General features: G+C 60.8%; 18 protein-coding genes and 1 riboswitch. Of the genes, 10 read left to right on the top strand and 8 right to left on the bottom strand.

The window, feature by feature from the left end; all coding sequences use genetic code 11:
- Positions 1–20 precede the first annotated feature (20 nt).
- The gene (gene nifJ / locus MPN23_RS08095; RefSeq protein ID WP_243547189.1) at positions 21–3,521 is read left to right on the top strand and encodes a pyruvate:ferredoxin (flavodoxin) oxidoreductase; all 3,501 of its coding nucleotides are present in this window, start codon (positions 21–23) and stop codon (positions 3,519–3,521) included.
- 255 nt (positions 3,522–3,776) lie between these two features.
- Positions 3,777–5,450 (top strand): methyl-accepting chemotaxis protein, encoded by a 1,674-nt coding sequence (locus tag MPN23_RS08100; RefSeq protein ID WP_243547190.1) that lies wholly within the window; start codon positions 3,777–3,779, stop codon positions 5,448–5,450.
- Between the two features lie 81 nt (positions 5,451–5,531).
- Here MPN23_RS08100 and MPN23_RS08105 read toward each other — a convergent pair whose 3' ends face one another.
- Positions 5,532–5,987, bottom strand: a complete 456-nt coding sequence (locus tag MPN23_RS08105; protein ID WP_341540112.1) for a NirD/YgiW/YdeI family stress tolerance protein — start codon at positions 5,985–5,987, stop codon at positions 5,532–5,534.
- 293 nt (positions 5,988–6,280) lie between these two features.
- Positions 6,281–8,563 (bottom strand): cysteine synthase, encoded by a 2,283-nt coding sequence (locus MPN23_RS08110; RefSeq protein WP_243547192.1) that lies wholly within the window; start codon positions 8,561–8,563, stop codon positions 6,281–6,283.
- 139 nt (positions 8,564–8,702) lie between these two features.
- On the opposite strand from MPN23_RS08110, the gene MPN23_RS08115 reads away from it, so the two are divergent.
- From MPN23_RS08115 to MPN23_RS08125, 4 genes are all read left to right on the top strand, one after another.
- Complete coding sequence (locus tag MPN23_RS08115) at positions 8,703–10,466, top strand: motility associated factor glycosyltransferase family protein (protein WP_243547193.1); 1,764 nt, start codon at positions 8,703–8,705, stop codon at positions 10,464–10,466.
- A 253-nt stretch (positions 10,467–10,719) separates the two neighbouring features.
- Positions 10,720–11,760, top strand: a complete 1,041-nt coding sequence (msrB, locus tag MPN23_RS08120; RefSeq protein WP_243547194.1) for a peptide-methionine (R)-S-oxide reductase MsrB — start codon at positions 10,720–10,722, stop codon at positions 11,758–11,760.
- Between the two features lie 84 nt (positions 11,761–11,844).
- Positions 11,845–11,970, top strand: coding sequence for a hypothetical protein (locus tag MPN23_RS17025; RefSeq protein WP_279388706.1), 126 nt, complete (start codon positions 11,845–11,847; stop codon positions 11,968–11,970).
- 65 nt (positions 11,971–12,035) lie between these two features.
- Positions 12,036–13,475 (top strand): FAD-dependent oxidoreductase, encoded by a 1,440-nt coding sequence (locus MPN23_RS08125; RefSeq protein ID WP_243547195.1) that lies wholly within the window; start codon positions 12,036–12,038, stop codon positions 13,473–13,475.
- Here MPN23_RS08125 and MPN23_RS08130 read toward each other — a convergent pair.
- The 6 genes from MPN23_RS08130 to MPN23_RS08155 form a co-directional block, all read right to left on the bottom strand.
- Positions 13,466–14,008, bottom strand: a complete 543-nt coding sequence (locus tag MPN23_RS08130) for a D-glycero-alpha-D-manno-heptose-1,7-bisphosphate 7-phosphatase (RefSeq protein ID WP_243547196.1) — start codon at positions 14,006–14,008, stop codon at positions 13,466–13,468. The two genes, MPN23_RS08125 and MPN23_RS08130, sit on opposite strands and share 10 nt — an antisense overlap.
- A complete protein-coding gene (gene pdxA, locus MPN23_RS08135; protein ID WP_243547197.1) occupies positions 14,009–15,028 on the bottom strand; it encodes a 4-hydroxythreonine-4-phosphate dehydrogenase PdxA in 1,020 nt (339 codons plus the stop codon).
- Positions 15,029–15,104: 76 nt separating this feature from the next.
- Complete coding sequence (locus tag MPN23_RS08140; protein WP_243547198.1) at positions 15,105–15,569, bottom strand: NUDIX domain-containing protein; 465 nt, start codon at positions 15,567–15,569, stop codon at positions 15,105–15,107.
- Positions 15,570–15,894: 325 nt separating this feature from the next.
- Positions 15,895–17,391, bottom strand: a complete 1,497-nt coding sequence (locus MPN23_RS08145) for a hybrid sensor histidine kinase/response regulator (protein WP_243547199.1) — start codon at positions 17,389–17,391, stop codon at positions 15,895–15,897.
- A gap of 171 nt (positions 17,392–17,562) precedes the next feature.
- On the bottom strand, positions 17,563–18,168 hold the full coding sequence (locus MPN23_RS08150) for an L-threonylcarbamoyladenylate synthase (RefSeq protein ID WP_243547200.1): 606 nt from the start codon (positions 18,166–18,168) through the stop codon (positions 17,563–17,565).
- A gap of 246 nt (positions 18,169–18,414) precedes the next feature.
- A complete protein-coding gene (locus tag MPN23_RS08155) occupies positions 18,415–19,005 on the bottom strand; it encodes a TrmH family RNA methyltransferase (protein WP_243547201.1) in 591 nt (196 codons plus the stop codon).
- A gap of 142 nt (positions 19,006–19,147) precedes the next feature.
- Here MPN23_RS08155 and MPN23_RS08160 point away from each other — a divergent pair, with 142 nt between their 5' ends.
- The 4 genes from MPN23_RS08160 (at position 19,148) to MPN23_RS08175 (ending at position 23,364) form a co-directional block, all read left to right on the top strand.
- On the top strand, positions 19,148–19,543 hold the full coding sequence (locus tag MPN23_RS08160) for a response regulator (RefSeq protein ID WP_243547202.1): 396 nt from the start codon (positions 19,148–19,150) through the stop codon (positions 19,541–19,543).
- Between the two features lie 12 nt (positions 19,544–19,555).
- A complete protein-coding gene (locus MPN23_RS08165) occupies positions 19,556–20,281 on the top strand; it encodes an Hpt domain-containing protein (protein ID WP_243547203.1) in 726 nt (241 codons plus the stop codon).
- Positions 20,282–20,290: 9 nt separating this feature from the next.
- The gene (locus MPN23_RS08170) at positions 20,291–22,009 is read left to right on the top strand and encodes a chemotaxis protein CheA (protein WP_243547204.1); all 1,719 of its coding nucleotides are present in this window, start codon (positions 20,291–20,293) and stop codon (positions 22,007–22,009) included.
- Between the two features lie 66 nt (positions 22,010–22,075).
- Positions 22,076–22,249: riboswitch (cobalamin riboswitch) on the top strand.
- A 134-nt stretch (positions 22,250–22,383) separates the two neighbouring features.
- On the top strand, positions 22,384–23,364 hold the full coding sequence (locus tag MPN23_RS08175) for a sirohydrochlorin cobaltochelatase (protein ID WP_243547205.1): 981 nt from the start codon (positions 22,384–22,386) through the stop codon (positions 23,362–23,364).
- Positions 23,365–23,369: the final 5 nt, after the last annotated feature.

Raw genomic sequence — 23,369 nt, forward strand, 5'->3', positions numbered from 1 at the left:
CAATAACAACGGAGCTTATCATGTCCAAGAAAATGAAGACCATGGACGGCAACACCGCTGCCGCCCACGTGGCCTACGCCCTGAGCGAGACCGCGGCCATCTACCCAATCACGCCCTCGTCCACCATGGGCGAGATCGCGGACGAATGGGCATCCCAGGGACGAAAGAACATTTTCGGCCAGACCGTCAAGGTCCGCCAGATGCAGTCCGAGGCCGGTGCAGCCGGCGCAGTGCACGGCGCACTTGCCGGAGGTTCGCTCACCAGCACCTTCACCGCATCGCAGGGCCTGCTGTTGATGATTCCCAACATGTACAAGATTTCGGGCGAGCTCCTGCCCGGCGTTTTTCATGTCTCGGCCCGCGCCGTGGCCGGACACGCCCTGTCCATCTTCGGCGACCATCAGGACGTGATGGCCTGCCGCCAGACCGGTTTCGCCATGCTGGCCGAAGCCTCGGTGCAGGAAGTCATGGACCTCGCCCTCGTGGCGCATCTGTCCGCCATCGAATCCAGCGTGCCGTTCGTGAGCTATTTCGACGGATTCCGGACCTCGCATGAAATCCAGAAGATCGAACTGATCGACTACGAGGACATGAAACCGCTGGTGAACATGGAAAAGGTCGAGACCTTCCGCGCCCGCGCCATGAACCCCGAGCATCCGAACATCCGCGGCACCGCCCAGAACCCGGACATCTACTTTCAGGGCCGCGAGGCTGCCAACGCCTACTACGACAAGCTGCCCGAAATCGTGGAAGGCTACATGAACAAGGTCAGCGCCCTGACCGGCCGCTCCTACAAGCCCTTCGACTACGTGGGCGCTCCCGACGCCGAACGCGTGATCATTTCCATGGGTTCCTCGTGCGAGGCCATCGAGGAAGTGGTCAACATGCTCGTGGCCAAGGGCGAAAAGGTCGGCCTGCTCAAGGTCCGCCTGTACCGTCCGTTCTCGGCCAAACACTTTCTGGCCGTGCTGCCCGAATCCGTGAAGACCCTGTGCGTGCTGGACCGCACCAAGGAACCCGGTTCCCTGGGCGAGCCCCTGTATCAGGACGTGTGCACCGTATTTCTGGGCAGGGAAAACGCCCCGAAGATCATCGGCGGCCGCTACGGTCTCGGCTCCAAGGAATTCACCCCGGCCATGGTCGCGGCCGTGTTCGACAACATGACGCAGGCCCAGCCCAAGACCCAGTTCACCGTGGGCATCGAGGACGACGTGACCGGCACCTCCCTGCCGCTGGGCGAAGCGCTGGACACCACGCCCGAAGGCACTGTGCAGTGCAAGTTCTGGGGTCTGGGTTCCGACGGCACGGTCGGCGCGAACAAGCAGGCCATCAAGATCATCGGCGACAACACCGACATGTATGCGCAGGGCTACTTTGCCTACGACTCCAAGAAGTCCGGCGGCATCACCATTTCCCATCTGCGTTTTGGCGAAAAGCCCATCCAGTCCACCTATCTGGTGAACACGGCCGACTACGTGGCCTGCCACAATCCCAACTACGTCCACCTGTACGACGTGCTGGAAGGCATCAAGGACGGCGGCACCTTCGTCCTGAACGGTCCCTGGAGCGCGGAACAGATGGAAACGGAACTGCCCGCAGCCATGCGCCGCACCATCGCGGAAAAGGGCCTGAAGTTCTACACCGTGGACGCGGTGAAGATCGCGGGTGAAGTCGGCCTCGGCGGACGCATCAACATGATCATGCAGACCGCCTTCTTCAAGCTGTCCAACGTGATCCCCTTCGAGCAGGCCGTGGATCTGCTCAAGGCCGGCATCAAGGCAGCGTACGGCAAGAAGGGCGACAAGATCGTCAACATGAACAACGCCGCCGTGGACAAGGCTGCCGACGCCATCGTGGAAATCCCGGTGTCCGAGGCATGGAAGTCCCTGGCCGACGAAGCCCCCGTGGAACGCGACGAGCCGGATTACGTGAAGAACGTGATGCGCCCGATTCAGGCGCAGAAGGGCGATTCCCTGCCTGTTTCCGCCTTTTCCGAGGACGGCACCATGCCCGTTGCCACCGCGAAATATGAAAAGCGCGGCGTGGCCATCAACGTGCCCGAATGGATCGCGGACAACTGCATCCAGTGCAACCAGTGCGCGTTCGTGTGTCCGCATTCCGCCATCCGCCCGGTTCTGGCCACGGATGAGGAACTCAAGGGCGCTCCGGCCTCCTTCTCCACGCTGGAAGCCAAGGGCAAGGACGTGAAGGGCATGAAGTTCCGCGTCCAGATCAACACGCAGGACTGTCTGGGCTGCGGCAACTGCGCCGACATCTGCCCGGCCAAGGAAACCGCGCTGGTCATGAAGCCCATCGCCACCCAGACCGCTGAACAGATTCCCAACTTCGAATTCTCCGAGACCGTTTCCTACAAGGACGCGTTCAAGCGCGACACGGTCAAGGGCAGCCAGTTCCGTCAGGCCCTGATGGAATTCTCCGGCGCCTGTGCCGGTTGCGGCGAGACCCCGTACGTCAAGGTGCTGACCCAGCTCTTCGGCGAACGCATGGTCATTGCCAATGCCACGGGCTGTTCCTCCATCTGGGGCGCGTCCGCTCCGTCCACGCCGTACTGCATGAACCGCGACGGCCACGGTCCGGCATGGGGCAACTCCCTGTTCGAGGACGCCGCCGAGTTCGGCTACGGCATCAACATGGCCGTGTCCAACCGCCGCGACATTCTGGCTGCCAAGGTAGCCGAAGCTGCCCAGTCCGCTTCCGGCGAAGTCAAGGAAGCGCTGGAAGCATGGCTGGCCGCAAAGGACGATGCGGCTGCTTCCCAGGAAACCGGCGACAAGCTCAAGGCAGCTCTGGCCGGAACCAAGGATGAAAAGCTGGCCGAAATCGCATCCATGGCCGACCTGTTCACCAAGAAGTCCGTCTGGGTCTTCGGCGGTGACGGCTGGGCCTACGACATCGGCTACGGCGGCGTGGACCACGTGCTGGCGTCCGGCGAGGACATCAACATCCTTGTCGTGGACACCGAAGTGTACTCCAACACCGGCGGCCAGTCCTCCAAGGCCACCCCGCTCGGCTCCATTGCCAAGTTCGCTGCCGCTGGCAAGCGCACCGGCAAGAAGGATCTGGGCCGCATGGCCATGACCTACGGTTACGTGTACGTGGCCTCCGTGGCCATGGGCGCGGACAAGCAGCAGATGATCAAGGCCTTCAAGGAAGCCGAGGCCTACAAGGGCCCGTCCCTGATCATCTGCTACGCTCCCTGCATCAACCAGGGCATCCGCAAGGGCATGGGCAAGACCCAGTTCGAGCAGCAGCTTGCAGTCAAGTCCGGCTACTGGCCGCTGTATCGCTTCAACCCGGAACTGGCGGACAAGGGCGAGAATCCCTTCTCCCTCGACTGCAAGGCCCCGGACGGCACACTGCAGGAATTCCTGTCCGGTGAAAACCGGTATGCCATCCTCGAGAAGTTCCATCCCGAGGCGTCCAAGGCCCTGCGCGAAAAGATCGAACAGGACTACAACAACCGCTACGAGCAGTACAAGCACATGGCGGGCGAAGAATAGGCAACGAAAGACAGAAGGGAGCGCGGCTGTCCGCGCTCCCTTTTCCGCAAGCACGAGGCCCGGTTTTCCGACCGCAATGGAAACGTACCGAGCTCCCTTGACCAGCCGGGCCCATGCCGGGCCTCCCGCGCACACGGGAGGCCCGAAAACGAGAACGAACTTTCATTCAATCTGTCATTCACCGTTTTTTTCAAAGGATTTCGACGAGTAGCACGAACCGACCTTCATAATCCCCAACTTCTGTTCGAGGTGCGTATGTGGCGGAAATTTTCCATCCGAACCAGAATTCTGGTTCTCCTGCTTCTGATTGTCCTGTCCACCATCTTTACCGGCGGTACATTCTGGGCCGGGCTGATCCAGCTCTCGGCCGAAGGAACCGGGGAAACCCGGGCCGCAATCATGGAAGGCTTCGAACGAACCCTGAAATTCTCGGTCCAATCCGTGGCCACCCGGGTTGCCGATGCCGTAAGCGAAGCCAAGGCAGCAGGAACAGCACCGGAAAAAGCGGTCCAGCGCGAACTCAGGAACATCCGCTTCGACAGGAACGGCTACTACTTTGCCTACGACACCTCGGGCGTGAACGTGGCCCATCCCCTTCGCCCGGAATTCCAGGGCACGGACCGCATCAACATTCAGGACAAGAAGGGCAAGCCCTACATTCGCCAGCTCGCGGAAAAAGCCCGGCAGGGCGGCGGATTCGTCACCTACTGGTTCTTCAAGCCCGGGGAGAAGGTCCCCTCCCCCAAGCTGGCCTACGCCGAACTGATCCCGGGCACGGATTTCTGGGTCGCCACAGGCATCTACATCGACGCCATCGACAAATGCAGTGCGGCCACTGCCGACAAGTTCAACGCCTTCACCAACAAGCTGGTCTTCTGGATCGCCATGGCCGTGATTCTCGGGCTGGTACTGGTGGTCATCCCGCTCGTGCTCTTCATCGCGCGCAGCATCACCCAGCCCCTGTCCCGGTGCGTGGACGCGGCCCGCGCCATTGCCAAGGGGCGGCTCGACGTGCATCTGGAAGACAATCACAAGGATGAGGTGAGCCAGCTCACCCGGGCCATGAACCGAATGGCCGACCATATTCGCGACGTGGTGCAGAACGTGCAGGAAGGCAGCGATGCCGTGGTCTCCAATGGCGAAGAACTCGCGGCCTCGTCCCAGAATCTGGCTGCTGGCGCATCACGGCAGGCCGCATCCGCGGAACAGATTTCCGCCAGCATGGAACAGATGACCGCCAACATCACCCAGAACGCAGAGACCGCGTCCCAGACGGAAATCACGGCCCGACAGGCAGCCGATGAAGCGGAAAAGGGCGGCAAGGCCGTGACCGAAACCGTGGAAGCCATGAAAAAGATTGCGGAACGCATTGCCATTGTCGAGGAAATCGCCCGGCAGACCAACCTGCTGGCGCTCAACGCGGCCATCGAGGCGGCGCGGGCCGGAGAACAGGGCAAGGGATTTGCCGTGGTGGCGGCGGAAGTGCGCAAGCTGGCCGAACGCAGCGGAACGGCTGCCGGAGAGATCAGCGAACTCTCGGCCACCAGCATGCAGATAGCGGAACGCGCCGGGTCCATGCTCGTGGACGTGGTCCCGGACATCAAGAGCACCGCCGAACTGGTACACGCCATTTCCCGGGCCACGGCGGAACAGAGTTCCGGAGCCGACGAGATCAACCGCGCGCTTCAGGAATTCGATCAGGTGGTGCAGCAGAATGCGGCCGCAGCCGAGGAGGTGGCTTCCACTTCGGACCGGCTGTCCTCCCAGGCTCTCCAGCTTCAGGACTCGGTGGGCTTTTTCAAGCTGAACGGCAACGGACATGCGCTTTCGGCCCCGACACAGGAAAGGCAGGCCCTTCCCGGCTCCCACCCCCGTCAGGTATTCCCGGTGCCGATCCGGGACGAACAGGACGTGTACGAACGTTTCTGACGTTCCCCGTCCCCATGACCGCACAAAAGAAAGGGAGCCTCGAAAGAGGCTCCCTTTCCCATACCCTGCCGTAATCGAAAACTATTGCACGGTGACCGTGGTGGCTTCCACTTCCGTGTACATGAAACTGCTGGCGATCCGGCCGTTCACGTTCACGGTGGCGTGCTGCATGTCCACGTTGTCCAGTGCGCCGTCCTCGGTCTGGAGCAGCAGTTCGCCGGTACCATCCGAAAACAGATACACGTTGTCCTTGACCTTGCGGACCAGATGGCCGCTGAGCACCACGCCGGTATCGACGCCGCAGGTCTTGGCCTCGGCCACGGAGGTTGCCTTGTAAGGTCCGAAGGATTCCGCCTTGACAGCCGACATGGCGGTTCCAGCCATCACCAACATAAGAATCAAAACCATACCCATACGCTTCATGACTATACCCCTGTGTAAAACTTTCCTGTGCTTTGGAACGACTTCCTCGCCGTTCGTGAGTCCAGAAATACCACAGTCAAACAAAAAAGCCAGAAAAAATATCGCCTTTAACATATCGCAATATTTGGACAAATAAAATTTCTTCAAAAATTAATTGATTGGTCAATCAATTTTTGCCCCCAAATCGCCCTTTCTGTATCACCCGTTCCAGCTACGCCGTCTGTGGAAAACCTGCGGGTATTGCCTCTTCCACAGGTCGGAAAAAAACAGGCTCTCCTATGCTCCACTTCGAGCGTTTCGCACACGTCCGGACAAGCCCGAAACAAGGCTCGCACATTGCCGGGCAACCCCAAAAAAAGCGCATCCCGCAAGGATGCGCTTGAGGAGATTTCTGCTGAAACCAATTTCTATATGGGAAAGACCCTCGGTCCCTTGGCCGTGTCCTCAACACGGTATCCAGCGGACGCCAAGCGGTCCCGAAGGGCGTCGGAAGCCTGAAAATCCTTGCCCTGACGCGCCTTCTGACGGTCCGCCACCATTGCCTGCACCTCATCGGGCAGACCGGACAGCGGCACGGGCAGATGCTCCCGATCCAGAATGCCGAGAATGTCGTCCGCAGCCAGCAACTGGTCAAGGCAGGTCCGGGCCTCGGCACCGGTCAACCGGGACTCGGAAATACAGGCGTTGGCCTGCTTGATGAACCGGAACAGCACAGCCCAGAACCGATGCAGGGCCAGATCATCCTCCAAGGCATCACGCAGTCCGGCCTTGAGATCGAAAACGGCCTGATCCACATCGCGGGAGACCTCGTCGCCCGGGGCATCCTGCATGGCAGCCAACGCTGCCGCGCCCTCCTGCACCCGCTGCCAGTTGCGCGTCCACATGGCCAGATTCTCGGGCGTGGCGCACAACGGCTTGGAATGGGTGGCGGAAAGCAGCCAGAATCGAGCAGCCCGATATCCGCCCAAGGTCTTGGCCACGGAATCCAGATTCATGCCCTCGCAATCCACGGCCATCTTGTTGATCACCCACGTCTGCAACTCGCGCCGGGCTGCGCTCCAGATGGCGCGCATGTTTTCCAGATGCGGAAACTGGTGGGTTTCGCTGCCGATGAACACGTCGATGCGCGACAGGGAATCCAGCGCCGCAGCAGCGTGCTGGAGAAACCACGAAGGCCGGACATTGCCCCATTCGGTCTCCATGACTTCGCCGCGCTTCAAATCCATGAGCGAAGCGCGCTTGAACAGAGTGAAATCAAGGGGGTTGTCCTTGACGTAGGCACCCAGATCAACCGTGCGCCCTGCCGAGACCTTTTCCAGATCCATGGTCCCGACCTCGCCGTACCGCTTGTCGCGAAACACGTCGAAATACACGGAACGCAGCTTTTCATAGGCCAGCCCCTTGCCCAGCAGCTTGCGGCACAGGTCCACGGCCGTGGAGCGGGAATCCGAAGCCAGAGGAAACAGCATTTCCTCGGAAATGCCCATGTCCCTGGCCTTGGTCCGAATGGCCTCCCGGGTCTGCGCGGCAAAATCCGCCCATGCCATGCCTGCATCGCGCGATGCAGCCAAAGTCCGGTCGTCCATGTCGGCCAGCCCGGCCACGGCAGTCACATCGATCCCGCGGGCAGACAGGGCGCGACGCATCACGTCCAGCACCACGAGCCGCCGCCAGGAATCAAGGCCGGAAATGTTGTCGAGACTCGGCCCCATGGAATACAGGCCCAACCCGCCCGAGGCGTTCAGCGGCTTGAGCGTTGCAGAAGCCGCGTCCATCAGGGACATGCAGCTCGCGGCCTTGGGCGCGAACAGCGGAGTGCTCAGGTAGCGTTCGCCACCGTCCGGAAAAATGGCCACGATCACACCGCTCTTCATGCGTTTGGCGAGCTGCACAGCTCCGCCAAGGGCAGCCCCCGAACTCATGCCCGCGAAAATGCCCTCTTCCCGGGCCAGCCTGCGGCAGTAGTCGAAGGCAACCTCGTCCTCCACGTGCAGGATTTCATCCATCTGTTTCTTGTCATAAATTCCGGGAGGATAGGACTCCAGCATGTTCTTGAGGCCCTGAATCTTGTGCCCGGCATACGGCTCCACCGCTGCGACGCGGGCCGTGGGACTCATCTCGTGCAATCGCTTGGCAATGCCCATGGCCGTGCCCGAGGTGCCCAGACACACCACGGCGTAATCGACCTTTCCCTCGGTCTGTTCCCAGATTTCCAGCCCGGTGCCGTTGTAGTGTGCCTCGATGCAGGCCGGATTGTTGTACTGGTCCATGAGCACATACTTGTCCGGTTCCTCGCGGGCCAGACGATAGGCCAGCTCGATGGCCCCGTCCGTGGCAAGATGGCCGGGAGTCAACTCGATCTCGGCTCCGTAGGCGCGCATGATCATCTTGCGCTCCTCGCTGGCGGTCTCGGGCATGATCAGCCGGATGCGATATCCCTTGACCGCGGCCACCATGGCCAGACCGATGCCGGTATTGCCGGATGTGGGCTCGATGATGATCTTGTCAGGGCTCAACTCGCCCGAACGTTCCGCAGCCTCGATCATGGCGCGAGCCACACGGTCCTTGATGGAGCCGCCCAGATTGGCGCATTCCAGCTTGGCCAAAATCTTGACGTTCGGATTCGGATTCAGGCGGCGTATTTCCACAAGGGGTGTGGACCCGATGAGGGAAAGCAGGTCTCTATTCATGGCATTTCCTTGAAATCAGGGAACATGAAGTTATATTTGTCATCCGCACGGTAGGGCAAAAATCCGATGGACGCAACTGGCACGCATCATGCAAATTTTCCGACGATCCGCCATGAAACCAGCGCCCCAAGGAGACGTCATGACAGGCTACCCGTTCATCAAGGACAACATAGAGGCCCTCAAGGAAATGGGCCACCCGGTCTATACCTGGCTTGCCAGCGGCCAGTATGATCAGGAAGACATGACCAGCAGGCTGTTCATCAACGACCTCGGCCTGCACGACTGGCGCATGGACAACGGCACGGGCATTTTCGAGGCCCTGCCACCCGTGGGCGCATACAAGAACTGGAATCCCGGGGAAAAGGCCGGAACCAGCGCCACCATCATCGTGGGCTGCAATCTCGGCTACGGCGTGAACCACGTGCTCATGAACACCCCGGACACGCACAAGGTCATCCTGCTCGAACCCCGGCCCGAAATGCTCATGGCCTGCCTCGGCCAGACCGACTACCGCCCGTTCATGGAAGCGAAGAAGCTGCACCTGATGGTCCCGGACGAAAACTACATTCAGGAAGTCATCCGCAATCTGGACATGCAGTTCATCTACGGCCAGATTCATCTGCGCGGCGACCTGCCCAGCCGACAGATAGGTCCCGAGTACGCGCACTGGACGCGCATCATCAAGGAAAAGCTGGAAAACTTCTCTCTGGAACTGTCCACGCTGCGCCACCGGCAGGACACCATGGTGAGCAACGAACTCAAGAATTTCCGCCGCGCCCTGAACGACGGCAGCCTGCTTCAGCTCGAAGGAGCGGCACAGGGCATGGGCGCGGTCATTCTGGGCGCCGGGCCGAGCATCGCGGAAACCGCACCCAAGCTTGCGGCCGATCCCGGAAACATGCTCTACACCACGGCGCTCCAGACCCTGCCCGTACTTCAGCAGCACGGACTCAAGCCGCACATCTGTCTGGCCATCGACTTCGATGACAGCATGCTCAAGGTCTATGACCGTCTGGACCCGGAATTCGCTCGGGACATTCCCCTGATCTACTCCACCAAGCTCAATCCCGAAGTGGTGGAGCGGTACCCCGGCCCCACCGTTCCTCTGTGGACCGTGGGCGGCATGGGCACCTTCGTGATGAAGGACCGGGAACTGGTTCTGGACGCGGGCGGCAACGTGAGCCTTGCCCTTGCCCGCTTCCTGCGCTGGTGCGGGGTCAGCCACATCGTGCTGGCCGGTCAGGATTTCGCCTATGTGGGCGCACGCACCCATGCCAACGGCCACCACGCCACGGGCAACCTGAAGTTCAATCCGCGCATGCACCAGAGGATCACGGATATCCATGGCAACGAACTCATTTCCTCCATCCAGTACCTGACCGCGAAACGCGAGATGGAAGAAGACCTCACACGCGGAAATTTCCCGGTCTTCAACCTCTACGGTGGCGGTGCGCCCATTGACGGCACCACGCCGGAAAGCGTGGAACAGGCCCGCATGCGGGGTCATCTGGCCTCGACTCCGGGCAGCGTGACCCGATTTCTGGCCGCGCTGGAAACCTGCCGCACGATCCGGCCGCGCATGTCCGCCGTGCCTCAGGGACCCTCCTGGGCCGCTTCCCTGCGCAACGTGGAAAAACGACTCAGGAAGCTGTTCAAGCACGTGGCCGACAATCAGGAGGAAATCCACAAAACAATGCAGCAGGTGGAGGAATTCATAAAGCAGGACGCCCTGTACATTCCCTACCTGTACAATGAAACCGTGGACATGGCCGGTCTGACTCGCGCCAAGTTCCGTTACGAAGCCAAGGATTTCCAGACCTTTCGCACAATCATGAAAACCGTTATCCGCAAGGTCCGGGAAGTGGACCGCCACGTCTGCCCCAAGGACACGCTGGCAGCCTGACAGGCCGCCCCCATCCGTTGACAAAGCCCTCCTGCATCTTGTGCAGGAGGGCTTTTTCCTGTTGCCCGCCTCCTGATTCTCATTGACTGCGGGCATCAAGACCCTATCTTCTATTAATGATAAAAATAACCATTTACGACAGGTGGTGACAATCATGAACCCGACTGAAAAAATGTTTGCCATCATTGGAATGGCACTCCTGGCATTCGGGATTCTGCTGTTCGCGGATGGAAGGAAAGCAATCGGAGACGACATGACCGAATCGAAGAAAACGGAAACGGCAGTACTTGCGGGCGGCTGCTTCTGGTGCGTGGAGGCGGATATGGAAAAGACGCCGGGCGTGATACGCGCCGTGTCCGGCTATGTGGGCGGCACCGAGCCGAACCCGAGCTACGAGCAGGTTTCCGGCGGCACGACCGGCCACAGGGAAGCGGTTCAGGTGGAATTCGATCCCGCCCGGATCACCTATGCCCGGATTCTGGACGTATTCTGGAAGCATCATGACCCCACGGACCCGGACGGATCGTTCGGAGACAGGGGGCACCAGTACACCTCGGCCATATTCTATCAGAATGACGACCAGAAGCGCATCGCCGAAGCCTCGCGCGACGCATTGAACGAATCCCGCAGATTCAGCAAGCCCGTGGCAACGGAAATCCTGCCGCTGAACCAGTTCCACAAGGCCGAGGAATACCATCAGGACTATTACAGGAAGAATCCGGTACGATACAAAAGCTACCGTTTTCTCTCGGGACGCGACCGCTTCGTGGACAAGCATTGGGGCGACGAAGCCGAAATGCCGGCAGCAATGCCGAAGGCACGGACCAAGGCCCCGACCTATGCCAGACCGGACGATGAAACCCTGCGCCAGAAACTGACCCCGCTCCAGTACAAGGTCACGCAGGAGAACGGCACGGAGCAGCCCTTTGCCAATGCCCATTGGGACAACCACAAGCCGGGCATTTACGTGGACGTCGTGTCCGGAGAGCCGCTGTTCAGCTCGCTGGACAAGTTCGACTCGGGCACGGGCTGGCCGAGCTTCACCAGACCGCTCGAACCGGAAAACATCGTGGAAAAAAAGGACGAGACCCTGTTCACGCTCCGTACGGAAGTGCGCTCGCGCCACGGGGATTCCCATCTCGGCCACGTGTTCCGGGATGGCCCGCCGCCCACGGGACTGCGCTACTGCATCAATTCCGCCTCCCTGCACTTCGTGCCGGCTGAAGACTTGGCAAAGGAGGGATACGGCAAGTATTCCAGCATATTCGAGCAGGCGAATACCGTTCGAAAATAAGATACTCACGAGGTTTACAACCGGGCCCAGCTCTGTTACTCGGGCGGTTCCCCACAGGGGAAAGCGTATAGGGAGGAGCGTATCATGAACTACTGGACCGAACTCGGATGGATCATCATCCCCATGGATGCCATCGAAATCGGATTCGCCGTAGTCGCCTGCTGGATAGGGGTACGGCTCGACAGAAAGCGGATGAAAAAAGCCGCTTAGGGTGAAACCGGGCTTCGGCCCGGTTTTTTCTTGACCATCTTCCCGGAACACGCCGATCATGTCCCATGTCTCCCGTCACTCCCGCGCATCGTGACACGGACGTTCTGGTCCTCGGCTCCGGCCTTGCCGGACTTCGCGCCGCACACGCCGCAGCCGCGGCCCCGCACCTGTCCGTGACCGTGGCAAGTCCTTCAAATGCGCCATCCGGATCCTCCTTCACCAACCGCAACAACGCCCTGGGCATCCAGCGGCCCGGGAAACACGACCGGGACGACTTCTGCCGCGAGGTTCTCGCCCTTGCCCGGCCCGGATTCGTGAATCCGCATCTTGTCCGGATCATGGCCGAGGACGCCGAAGCGCGCTTCGCGGAACTGGAAGAAATGGGGTTGGACTTCCGCCGAAACGACTCGGGCGACCTTGCCCTGTTTCCCGGATGCGGCAGCCGGATTCCCCGGGCCGCGATATTCGACGATCTTGCCCATGCCCACGCCTGTTTCACGCAACGGGCCGAACAGGCCGGAGCCCTGTTTCTGCCCGGCTTCACGGTTCTGGGCCTTGCCATGGACAATGCCCGATGCGTGGGCGCATGGGGGATGCATGAAGGACGCCCCGCAGCCATCCGCGCCCGGACCGTGATCATGGCCGTTGGCGGTCCGGCCCCGCTTTTTGCCCTGAACGTGAGCGGCAGGGCCAATCCCGGTTATGGGCACGCAATTCTGGCCCGGGCCGGGACGCGCATGGTCAACACCGGCTTTCTCCAATTCATGTGGTACACGCGCGATCGACAATTCCGCTCCCCTGCCGCGCTTCTGTCCCCGGGCAACCGCATCCATCCCGACTCCGGCACTCCCGTCACGGCGGAACAGGCCGTTGGCAGCGAACTGGAAGCATTGCGCTCGGCCCGCGCCCTGCATTGCCCGGCCTTTTTCGGCCAGCCGCAGTCGAAACTGGATGCATTGCTTCGGGATGCCCGGCATCACGACGGATTCGCACGAATCGAAACGCCGCGCGGAATGGAAGAAGTCGGGCTCATGGCCCATGCCGGGAATGGTGGCGCGGTCACGGACGAGCACGGCGCAACATCCGTGCCCGGCCTGTTCGCCGTGGGCGAATGCGCCGCGTCCATGCACGGCGCCAACCGCATGGGCGGCTGCATGGTGCTGGCCACGCAGGTCTTTGGTCACAGGGCCGGCATCATGGCTGCACAGGAAGCCGCCAGTACTGCCCTCTGTTCACAATCCCGATTTCGGGAAGCATGCGCAGACGCAAAAAAAACGGCCCAGCCTTCCAAGGCAGAGGCCGCTGAATGGGCAGGATTGCAAAAGGAAATGACGCGACTCGCAACATTCCCGGACTTGAAAACGGAAAAACCGGAGCTGACCGATTTTCCGGACCAGCTCCGGGACGTCGCACACTCGTCAGGACCGGAGCTGTCACTGGCCGCAACCGCCATGCTTTTGGCCGCAGACAGAAAAGGCAGGACGGACCAACCCTTCTACCTGTAGAATTCCTCGATCACATCCGCAGCCCGGTCCAGATCGTCCACCACATGATCGGCCACATCCGCGCATCGCGCCTCGTGCGCCGCGCCCTTGCCCGTGCGCACCAGAATGGTGGCGCTCCCGGTATTCCTGCCCAGCAGGATGTCGCTCTCCTTGTCCCCGATCATCACGCATTCACGCGGATCGAATCCAAGGACCTCGACAGCCTGTTTCATGAGTCCGGGGGCAGGTTTGCGACAGTCGCAGGCCTCTTCCGGGGCATGCGGGCAATAGAATGAGCCGTCGAATTCCACGCCATGCGGCCGAAGCAGGTCGAAAAGCCGCTGGTTCACGGCCCTGACCGAATCATGGTCGAAATATCCCCGGCCCACACCGCTCTGGTTGGAAAGCAGAATCAGGCCGAACCCCATGGACCGCATCCGGGCCAGTCCCGAAGCCGCGCCGGGCAGCAGTTCCACTTCATCGGGATCATGCAGGTAGTGCTTGTCCACCATGATCGTGCCATCGCGGTCCAGCAGGATGAATCGTTTTGCCATTTACCCGTCCTGTCTTTCGGTCAGCAGCCGGACCATGTCCAAGGCGGAATGAAAGCTTTCGGTGGAGGCCTTGCCCGTGCCCGCGATGTCGTACCCGGTGCCGTGATCCGGCGAGGTGCGCGGATATGGCAGGCCGAGGGTCACGTTCACGGCCTGACTGAAATGCGCCAGCTTGAGCGGAGCCAATCCCTGATCATGATACATGGCGAGCACGGCGGAATACTGGCCTCGCGCCGCGAAATGGAAAATGGTGTCCCCGGGGAACGGGCCTTCCACGTTCATGCCCTCGGCCCGGGCCGCCTCGATGGCCGGGATGATGGTCTTGCCCTCTTCGCTTCCGATGCATCCGGATTCCCCGGCATGGGGGTTCAGGCCGCACACGGCAATGGGCGCGTCCAGACCGAGCCGGGCCGTGAACGCGGCGGTCAGCCGCAGGCAGCGCAGAATGCGTTCACGCGAAATCATGCCCGGGACATCGCAAAGAGGCGGATGCGTGGTGGCCAGACTGACCCGAAGCATGGGGGCCTGCGGGTTCTCGGGATCATGGCCGCACAGGTGCATGCACACATTGTCCCGGCCCACGCCCAGCTTTTCCGCAAGGAATTCGGTATGTCCGGGAAACGCGAACCCGGCCTTCTGCAGCATGGCCTTGTTCAGGGGGCAAGTCAGCAGGCCATGACATATCCCGGCCTTGAGCGTCTCGATGGCCGCGTCCAGACTGACCCCGGCAGCCAGGCCGCCTTCCACCACGGCCTTGCCAAGAGGAAACCCGAGCCGTGCGAGCTGCGGAGGTTCGTACAGATATGCGCCAGCTTCCTGCTCCAGCAGGGCCTCGGGAGACTTGAGCACGGAAAAGAACGCGGGCGCGCCCAGCCGCTCCAGTTCGCGGTCGAGCGCCAGCTTCGGGCCGATGAGCAGCAGCCGCTCGCCTTCAAGAGGCGGATGTTCCGTAAAATGGCGGCAGACCAGTTCCGGGCCCAGGCCGCAGGGATCGCCAAGAGTGATGCAGAGATTCTTCACTGTTCCGTCCGTAGTGCGAAGAGGTTGAAAACGACCGCGAAACCATAGTCCCGGCCCTGTGGCGAGTCAAACCGGCTCAGCGCAGATGTTCACGCTGCCGGATGAAGTCGGCCACGATCCGAGCATGGTCGAACACCAGTTCGGGCAGACTGTCCAGAGGATGAACCACGGCCCGCGCCGCATCGTCCCCGGCGCACAGGGCATCGGGATTCCTCGCCACTGCCGAATACACCACGCTCATGGTGTGATGTCTGGGATCGCGCGCCGGGTCGGAATACACGCCAAGCAGTCCGGTCAGGATCACGTCCAGCCCGGTTTCCTCGCGCGCCTCGCGCACGGCCGCGTTCTCGCAGGTCTCGCCGTAGTCCACGAATCCGCCGGGCAGGGCCCAGCCGTGCGGCGGGTTGGCCCGTTCCACCAGCACGACGCCTTCCCGTCCGTCGGACAGTTCCATCAGAATCACGGCGTCCACGGTGGGAACCGGGTTCCTGTACATTTCCACGGGATGCCCGCAGGCCGGGCACGGTTTGGAATAGGTCACGTCAGCCTCCTCACGGCATGCAGTTCACGCACAGGTGTGCCGCCATTCCGCAGTCGAGTCAAACGCCTGAAAAACGAAAAGGCTTTTCAGGAAGTCCTGAAAAGCCGTTTTCGTGCTTGATCGTGCAAAAGAAGGAAGTAAGGATGATCTGTTTCTAGCATTCTGCGTGCCAAAACATGGACAACACCATGAAAAACATTTTTATCATTTTATTTCAGAGTATTAAGAAAAAAGAAAACGGCTTGGCATCGGTCGGAACAATGCGGACAGCGTACAAAAATTTCAACCGCTTTTCCGAAACCCGGCAACTGCGTCACCTCGAAGTTCAATTTTTTTCACCCGCGGTTTCCCTGTCCAAAGGCAGGCTGAAGAAAAAACAGGCACCCTTGCCGTATTCGCTCTCCACCCAGACCTTGCCGCCATGCTCCTCCACGATCCGCCGGACAATGGACAATCCCAGTCCGGTACTGGACTCCCCGGCCGTGGGCCGCACGCTGGTCTTGCCGAAACTCGCGAACAGATTGTCCTCCTCGCCGGGCGGGATACCCTCTCCCTGATCACACACGGAACAGACAAGGTCTGCCCCCTCACCATGCAGCGAAACCCGAACCGTGCCACCGGCCGGAGAGAATTTCAGGGCATTGGACAGCAGGTTGTCCACGACCTGCCCCATCCGGCGTTCATCGAACAGGAATTCGGGCAATGGCTCGAATTCCTGTTCCAGTCTGATGTTCTTCTGTCGCGCTCCCACGGTGTGGACGCGAAGCCGGAACTCGACCATGCGGGTGAAGTCCTGCTCGCGCCGAAGCAGCTTGAGCTGGCCGGACTCGATCACCGAGATGTCGAGCAGATCGTTGACCATGCTGTTCATGTGGCGGTTGGCAGTATGAATGTACTCGATGACCTCGCGCTGATCCTCGTTCAGTTCGCCGCACAGCCCTTCCATGAGCATCTTGGAAAACCCGTGAATCCCGTTGATCGGGCTGCGAAGGTCGTGGGCAGCCATGCCCAGAAAACGGTTCCGCAACTCCCCGAGTTCCCGGAGTTCGGCCACCTGTTCCAGCATCTGGGCCGAATGGGTCACGCGACAGTTGAATTCCTCGGCCTCGAACGGCTTGGAAAGAAAATCGTCGGCCCCGGCCTTGATGAACCGGGCCGCAAGAAGCGGATCATCCAGATGGGACACCCCGATCAGGGAAAGAGGGCGGGCCGGAAACCGCTTGCGTATGACCGAGGTCAGTTCCACGCCCTTCATGCCCGGCATCTCCTGATCCACCAGCACCACGGAAATGGACGAATCCGCATCCAGCGCAGCCAGCGCGCCTTCCGCATCCTCGGCCACCACGGCGCGGAACATCTGGCGGTGCAGCAGCCCGGTCATGGAATGCCGCGAGGAATCCGAATCATCCACCACGAGCACGGTCACGTCCCGATTGCGAAACAGCCGCTCCACGTATTCAAGGAGCATGTCCACGGCAAAACTGTCCTTGACCACGTAATCGATCACGCCCGAGGACATCACGCGCTGCCGGGTGGTTTCATTGAAGTCCGAAGTGAAGACAAGGGAAGGAATGCCCATGTCGCAGAACAGGGGCACGATCTCTCCGTCCTGCGCATCCGGCAGGATCAGATCGAGTATGGCGAGGAAGATGCGATCCTGAAAGGCAAGCGCCAAGGTCCGGGCCTGGGCAAGGCTTTCCGCAGTCCGCACGTCGAAACGGCCGGAAACGGCAAGTCTCCGCTCCAGTTCCGCGACAATGGACCTGCTGTCCTCCACCAGAAGGATGATCGGAAGATCGGGTTTTCCGGGCTCGTACCGCATGCTTTCCCTCCTGGGATTCCCATGCAGAATAGCCTGTCGGCGAATTCTTGAACAGCAGGTTATAAAAAGACGAACACCTGCCCGGAATTCACGTGCGAATCCACGAAAAGAACCGGAACCCGACGCACACGCGTCCGGTCCCGGCTCTGCAAGCCATTGTGTTGTGCGGCATCAGGAAAAAGTGACGGCAAAGCCCTTGTCGCAGAGCTTCTTCAGGCTCACGGCCCCCTCGCGAAGCAGTTTCAGGCTGGTGGGCCCAAGCACGCGAACCACGGACGAAGCCTTGCCGCCCCGGGGCCACGGCGGATCCAGATACGCTGCGCCGCACATGGCGAGCAGTTCCGGATCAATGGCTTCGGGCACGGCGGCCGGAGGATTGCCGCTCAGATTGGCGCTGGTGGCCACCACGGGCCGCTTCAGACGGCGGGAAAGTTCGCTGGCAAAGGGATGCCCGGACCAGCGGACCGAGGTGTACCCGTCCGCATCGGACACGATGTCCGGCAATTCGGGCCTGGCCTTGACCAGAATGGACAGGGGACCGGGCCAGAACGCCCGGGCCAGGGAGACCATCTCCTCGGGAGCATGGTCGGTGACGAGCCGCAGCATGTCCAGCCCGCCGATGATGAGCGGCAGGGGTTTGGATTTGGAGCGCCCCTTGATTTCCGCAACCTTGTTCGCGGCTTCGACGTTGTACGCGTCGCACCCGATGGCGTAGAGCGTTTCCGTGGGATAAATGACGGCTTCCCCGGCATTCAGCGCTTTCAGTATTTCGTGCACCGCGACCCTCCAGGCGGCTAGTGTTGTTCTGCCTGCAAAAACCACAGGCTGCGCAAAAAGATTCGAATGTCGGGCTGCGGAAGGAATCAGGGCCAGGGTGCGGCCGGCATGCTTTTCCGCTGCATCGCCGCATTCGGGCCTTTCTGGAGCAGCCTGTTATCCGGCAACTGTATACAGCCGGATGCGTCAGGTTTCAATACCGAAACGCAAAATACTAATGGTCCGCAGCATTCCCGTGCGCCGAAGTCAGCGCCAGGACCATTCCCGGAACTTCTCCTCCAGTTCCTCCTCGGAGAAATCCGGATAATCGAACATGCCTGCGGCATGGCGCTGACGAAACGCCTCGTAGAGAATCAGTGCGGCGGCAACCGACACATTCAGGCTCTGGACCATCCCCTGCATCGGGATGTATACTTCGTCAGGCACCAGCTCGGACAGCTCCGGAGCAGTCCCGCTGTGCTCGTTGCTGAGAATCACGGCCGTGGGCCGGGTGAAGTCGAAATCCATGACCGGACGCGCGGTTTCGGAAAACCCGGTCTTGAGGACCTGGCACCCCTGTTCGCACAGTTCGCGAATCATGGCCGGACCGTCGTCGTGACGGACGCGATCCACCCATTTCTTGGCCGAGGCCGATGTCTTCCGGCCCAGATTCGGCCATTGGGCCGTGGTATAGTACAGATTGACCCTTGCAACGCCGAAGGCATCACAACTGCGGAGGACTGCGGAAACATTGTGCGGGTCCCAAATGTTGTCCATGACCAGGGTCAGATCCTTCTGGCGCCGTTTCAGCACGTTCAGGATACGCTGCCTGCGGTGTTCGGAAATGTCTCTGAGCATGGGCGGCTTGGTACATGATCATCCGTAATCAGGCAAGGATATCGATTATTTTTTTCAAGGTTTTATTGACAAGGTTTTCCATTGGATACCAGAATGAAAAGGTAATCATGGGAAATTTCCTGCAACACACAGGGACGGGGCTATGCGGGCACTTATCGTTGAAGATGAATTTCTGAGCAGAAAGGTACTGCGGTCCTTTCTCATGACCCTTTTCGAGGTGGACATCGTTGTCAACGGTCGCGAGGCCGTGGAAGCGTTTCGTCTGGCGCACAAGGAAGGATCACCCTACGACCTCATCCTCATGGACATCATGATGCCCGAGGTGGACGGCATCGAGGCCTTGCGCAAGATTCGGGAAATGGAAGACGCGGGCGGACTCAAGCCCAAGGTCAAGGTCATCATGACCACGGCCCTTGATGATCCGCAGACCGTGATCAAATCCTTCTACGACGGCGAGGCCTCGGCCTACATCGTCAAGCCCGTGGCCAAGGACAAGCTCTACACGGAACTGGAAAAACTCGGGTTGCTCAACAAATAGGCGGGTGCGGGAATGACTGACGACCCCATGGTCGAGGAATTCTTTTCCGAGGTGAACGACAAGTACTATCCCCAGGTCATGGAGGGACTCGAACTGCTCGATTCCGGCGACGTCGGACAGGGCATCGAGATACTCGCGCGCCCCCTGCACACCATCAAGGGCGTGACCGGATTCATGGCCGGATACGAGGAAGCCTCGGGCTTCACCCACAAGGTCGAGGACTTTCTCAAGAAGGTGCAGGCCGGAGAAGTGGAACACACCTCCGAAAACATCACCCTGCTCTCCCGTTCCGTGAACATGATCTTTCAGGTTCTGGAGATGCTCCGGGACGGAGACACGGACCGCGAGGAGCAGGAGGAAGTGCTCGGCCTGATCCTGACCGCCTCCACACCAGCCCAGTCCGAAGCCGAGGTGGTCCTCGCCGGAGTGGAGGTGGAGCACAGGGGCGACGTGCATATTCTGCGCATCCAGGACAAGCGAATCCACCTGAAGGTTCACCGGGACATGATCGTGTCCGAGATTCTTTCCGTGGAACCCGGGGACACCATCCTGCTGGACATGGCCCATGTCCTGTCCTTCGGCTCGTCGGCCTGGGCCATGCTTTCCACCATGGGCGTCACCTTTCACATAGGCGCGTTCAACGTGAACCCGGACTGCAAGCAGACCCTGTACCAATGGGGATACGACAGGGATATCACCGTCTATCCCGACGAAGAAGCCTTTTTCACGACCCAATAAGAGGACAGCATGCGCGAGAGCATCGACCAATGCGTTGAGGAATTGCAGGAACGAGTCCTGAAGGTGGCGGAAACCGGCCAGGGCATCGGGGAAATACTCGATGCGCTTGGCCTGTCGCACATGCGCCTGAATTCCGCCCAGCTCATCGCGGTTCTGGACATGCTGATCGACGGGATCACCCCGGTCAACGACGAAATCGTCACGGCCTGCCTCAACGTATGCGAGGCGCACAAGCGTTTTCTGTACGCCATTTCCGGCCTGCTCCGAAAGGGCGACGTGGTGGAGGAACAGGCCCCGGCAGCAAAGTCCGCCCCCGTGGAAGAACCTCAAGCGGAAGCCCCGAGCGAGGACATGGCCGGCATGGCGGCCATGGCAAAGGAAATGGGCATGGAAGAGGACATGGCCGAGGAAACCGCGGACATGCCCGTTCCGGAACCGGAGCCCGAACCCGAACCGATGCAGCCCGAAGCCAAACCAGCGGAACAGGCCAAGACCCCGGCCAAGCCGGACAAGGCTCCTGCCCCACAGGCCATATCCTCCATCCGCGTGCCCACGGACCGTCTTGACCGGGTCATCGAACTGGTGGGCAAGCTCATGGTCACCTACGCGGTCATTGCTCAGGGCGGCGCTCAGAACATGAATCAGGTGGCAGCCAGCCTGCGTGAACTGGACAACGTGATCAGCCAGCTCCAGAAGGAAGTGGACGCCATTCGACTGGTGCCGCTCAAGCAGATTTTCATGCCCATGCATCGACTGGTGAAGAGTCTGAGCCAGAAGATCGGCAAGAAGCTGGACTTCGAGGTCAAGGGCGAGGAACTGCCTCTGGACAAGACCATCGTGGAGAGCCTGAACGAGCCTCTGGTCCATCTGCTGCGCAACGCCGTGGACCATGGTCTGGAACTCCCGGACGAACGCAAGATCGCAGGCAAGCCCGAAATCGGCCACGTCACTCTGTCGGCCTGGCGCAAGGGGGAATACGCGTACATTTCGGTTCAGGACGACGGCAAGGGCATGGACCCGGAACGCATTCTGAACAAGGCGCTGGAAAAGGGCATTGCCGAGGTCGGGGCCGAATATTCCGAAGAGGAAATCCTTCAGTTCGTGCTCCAATCCGGATTCAGCACTGCGGAAAAGATCACGGATGTGTCCGGCCGCGGCGTGGGCATGGATGCGGTGGTCAATGCCATCCGCGTATCCCTTGACGGCGATGTGGAAATATCCAGCGAACTGGGCAAGGGATCGGAGTTCACCATCAGCATTCCGCTGGACCGCTCGGCCAACGAAGGCATCGTGGACGCACTGGTCTGCAAGGTGGGCGGCGACGTGTTCATCATCCCGAGCCGGGACGTGGTGGAAATCTACATGCCCAAGCTGAACGAGGTGGTGGAACTGCCGGACGGCCGCGAAACCGTGGACGTGCGCGGCTCGGTCCATTCCCTGCTCAGACTCGCCGACCTGCTCGGCCTGACCGCCGAGGTGGAGGACATCCAGCTGGCTCAGGCCGTGGTGGTCCGCGTGGGCGAATACAAGGCCGCCATTCTGGTGGACGAAGTGCTCCGCCAGCAGCAGGTGGTCATCACCGGATTCACCGTGCCCGTGGAAGAAGTGTTCGACATCCCGATTCTGGGCTACGGCATGATGGGTGAATCCGACGCACTCGTCATCAACACCGAGGAATTGCTTCAGAACTTTCAGGACCGCATTCATCGGGAAAACCGGAACGCCTGACCCGGCCTCCTGCCGCACGTCCGCACCCGGCTCCAATCGTCTTGACACGACTGCACCACTGCGCCTAGAACCTGTGACAATTCAGGTGTCCATCGGACTTGATAGGGAATCCCGTGCGAATCGGGAGCGGACCCGCCGCCGTGACGCCCCGCGAATCCTCGCCATCATGCCACTGGGCCACCCCGGGAAGGCGGCGCAGGAGGGGCCAGCCGGAAGACCTGCCTGAAGGCCGACCAATGGTTCGCTCGGAGGCAACGAGGGCTTTTGCCGTCCGGGACACGTTCGAAGGGACAAATACGGAACCCCTTCTCCGCACAGCGGGGAAGGGATTTTTGTATCCCGCAAACAAGCCCTCCAATCAGGGAGGAAGCATCATGCTCCGTTACAGGTCGCGCATCTGTGCGCTCACCCTTTTCCCGATTCTCGCGGCCATGCTCCTGCTCGCCGCCCCGGCAACGGCCGGACACGCCAAGGCCGAAACCGGCAGGCAGGCCATTGTCCTCACCGCATTCGGCACCAGCTATCCCGAGGCGCTGCAATCCATTCTGCACATCCGCGACAAGGTGGCCAAGGCCAACCCCGGCACGCCCGTGAAGCTGGCCTTCACCTCGAACATCATCCGCAGGATATGGCAGGAACGCCGGTCCGACGAGGCATGGAAAAAGGCCAACCCCGGCATTCCGGAAGACGTACTCTTCGTGCGCACGCCGCTGGCCACCATCGCCGACCTTCAGGATGAAGGCTACACCGACATCGCGGTGCAATCCATGCACGTATTCGCGGGCGAGGAGTTCCACGACACCCTGACCATGGTGGCGGGTCTGCGTTCCATCTCCACGCTCAAACCGCAGCACAAGCCCTTCAAGTGTATCGTGGTGGGCCGTCCCGCTCTGGGCATGCCCGGCGTGGCCCACCCGTATGCCGAGGACATCGCCGCTGCGACCAAGGCCCTCAAGGGCGACGTGGCCGAAGCCGGGAAAATGGGCGCGGCTCTGGTCTACATGGGCCATGGCAACGACTTCTTTTCCACGGGCATCTATGCGGAATTCCAGGCCGCCATGCAGGCGGAATACGACTACCCCGTATTCGTGGGCTGCGTGGAAGGCTTTCCGGGCTTCGACGAAATGCTGAAGCAGCTCAAGGCGTCCGGCAACAGGAAGGTGCTCATGAAGCCCTTCATGATCGTGGCGGGCGACCACGCCTCCAACGACATGGCCGGGGACGAGGACGACGCATGGAAGGTCATGCTGGAAAAGGCCGGATTCTCGGTGAAGACCGAACTGCGCGGCCTTGGCATGATCGACGCGTGGGCCGACATCTACGTGCGCCATCTCAGGGACGCCATGGCCGAATAGGACTC

The sequence above is a fragment of the Pseudodesulfovibrio tunisiensis genome, assembly GCF_022809775.1.
Taxonomy (GTDB): Bacteria; Desulfobacterota; Desulfovibrionia; order Desulfovibrionales; family Desulfovibrionaceae; genus Pseudodesulfovibrio; species Pseudodesulfovibrio tunisiensis.

Excerpts from the sequence above, each read along its gene's own strand:
- MPN23_RS08155 (WP_243547201.1), bottom strand. The coding sequence starts at position 19,005 with ATGCTCAGAGACATTTCCGAACACCGCAGGCAGCGTATCCTGAACGTG.
- MPN23_RS08130 (WP_243547196.1), bottom strand. The coding sequence starts at position 14,008 with ATGGCAAAACGATTCATCCTGCTGGACCGCGATGGCACGATCATGGTG.
- MPN23_RS08175 (WP_243547205.1), top strand. The coding sequence starts at position 22,384 with ATGCTCCGTTACAGGTCGCGCATCTGTGCGCTCACCCTTTTCCCGATT.
- MPN23_RS17025 (WP_279388706.1), top strand. The coding sequence starts at position 11,845 with ATGAACTACTGGACCGAACTCGGATGGATCATCATCCCCATGGATGCC.
- MPN23_RS08110 (WP_243547192.1), bottom strand. The coding sequence starts at position 8,563 with ATGAATAGAGACCTGCTTTCCCTCATCGGGTCCACACCCCTTGTGGAA.
- MPN23_RS08115 (WP_243547193.1), top strand. The coding sequence starts at position 8,703 with ATGACAGGCTACCCGTTCATCAAGGACAACATAGAGGCCCTCAAGGAA.
- MPN23_RS08105 (WP_341540112.1), bottom strand. The coding sequence starts at position 5,987 with ATGTTAAAGGCGATATTTTTTCTGGCTTTTTTGTTTGACTGTGGTATT.
- MPN23_RS08160 (WP_243547202.1), top strand. The coding sequence starts at position 19,148 with ATGCGGGCACTTATCGTTGAAGATGAATTTCTGAGCAGAAAGGTACTG.
- MPN23_RS08145 (WP_243547199.1), bottom strand. The coding sequence starts at position 17,391 with ATGCGGTACGAGCCCGGAAAACCCGATCTTCCGATCATCCTTCTGGTG.
- msrB (WP_243547194.1), top strand. The coding sequence starts at position 10,720 with ATGACCGAATCGAAGAAAACGGAAACGGCAGTACTTGCGGGCGGCTGC.
- nifJ (WP_243547189.1), top strand. The coding sequence starts at position 21 with ATGTCCAAGAAAATGAAGACCATGGACGGCAACACCGCTGCCGCCCAC.
- MPN23_RS08170 (WP_243547204.1), top strand. The coding sequence starts at position 20,291 with ATGCGCGAGAGCATCGACCAATGCGTTGAGGAATTGCAGGAACGAGTC.
- MPN23_RS08165 (WP_243547203.1), top strand. The coding sequence starts at position 19,556 with ATGACTGACGACCCCATGGTCGAGGAATTCTTTTCCGAGGTGAACGAC.
- MPN23_RS08125 (WP_243547195.1), top strand. The coding sequence starts at position 12,036 with ATGTCTCCCGTCACTCCCGCGCATCGTGACACGGACGTTCTGGTCCTC.
- MPN23_RS08100 (WP_243547190.1), top strand. The coding sequence starts at position 3,777 with ATGTGGCGGAAATTTTCCATCCGAACCAGAATTCTGGTTCTCCTGCTT.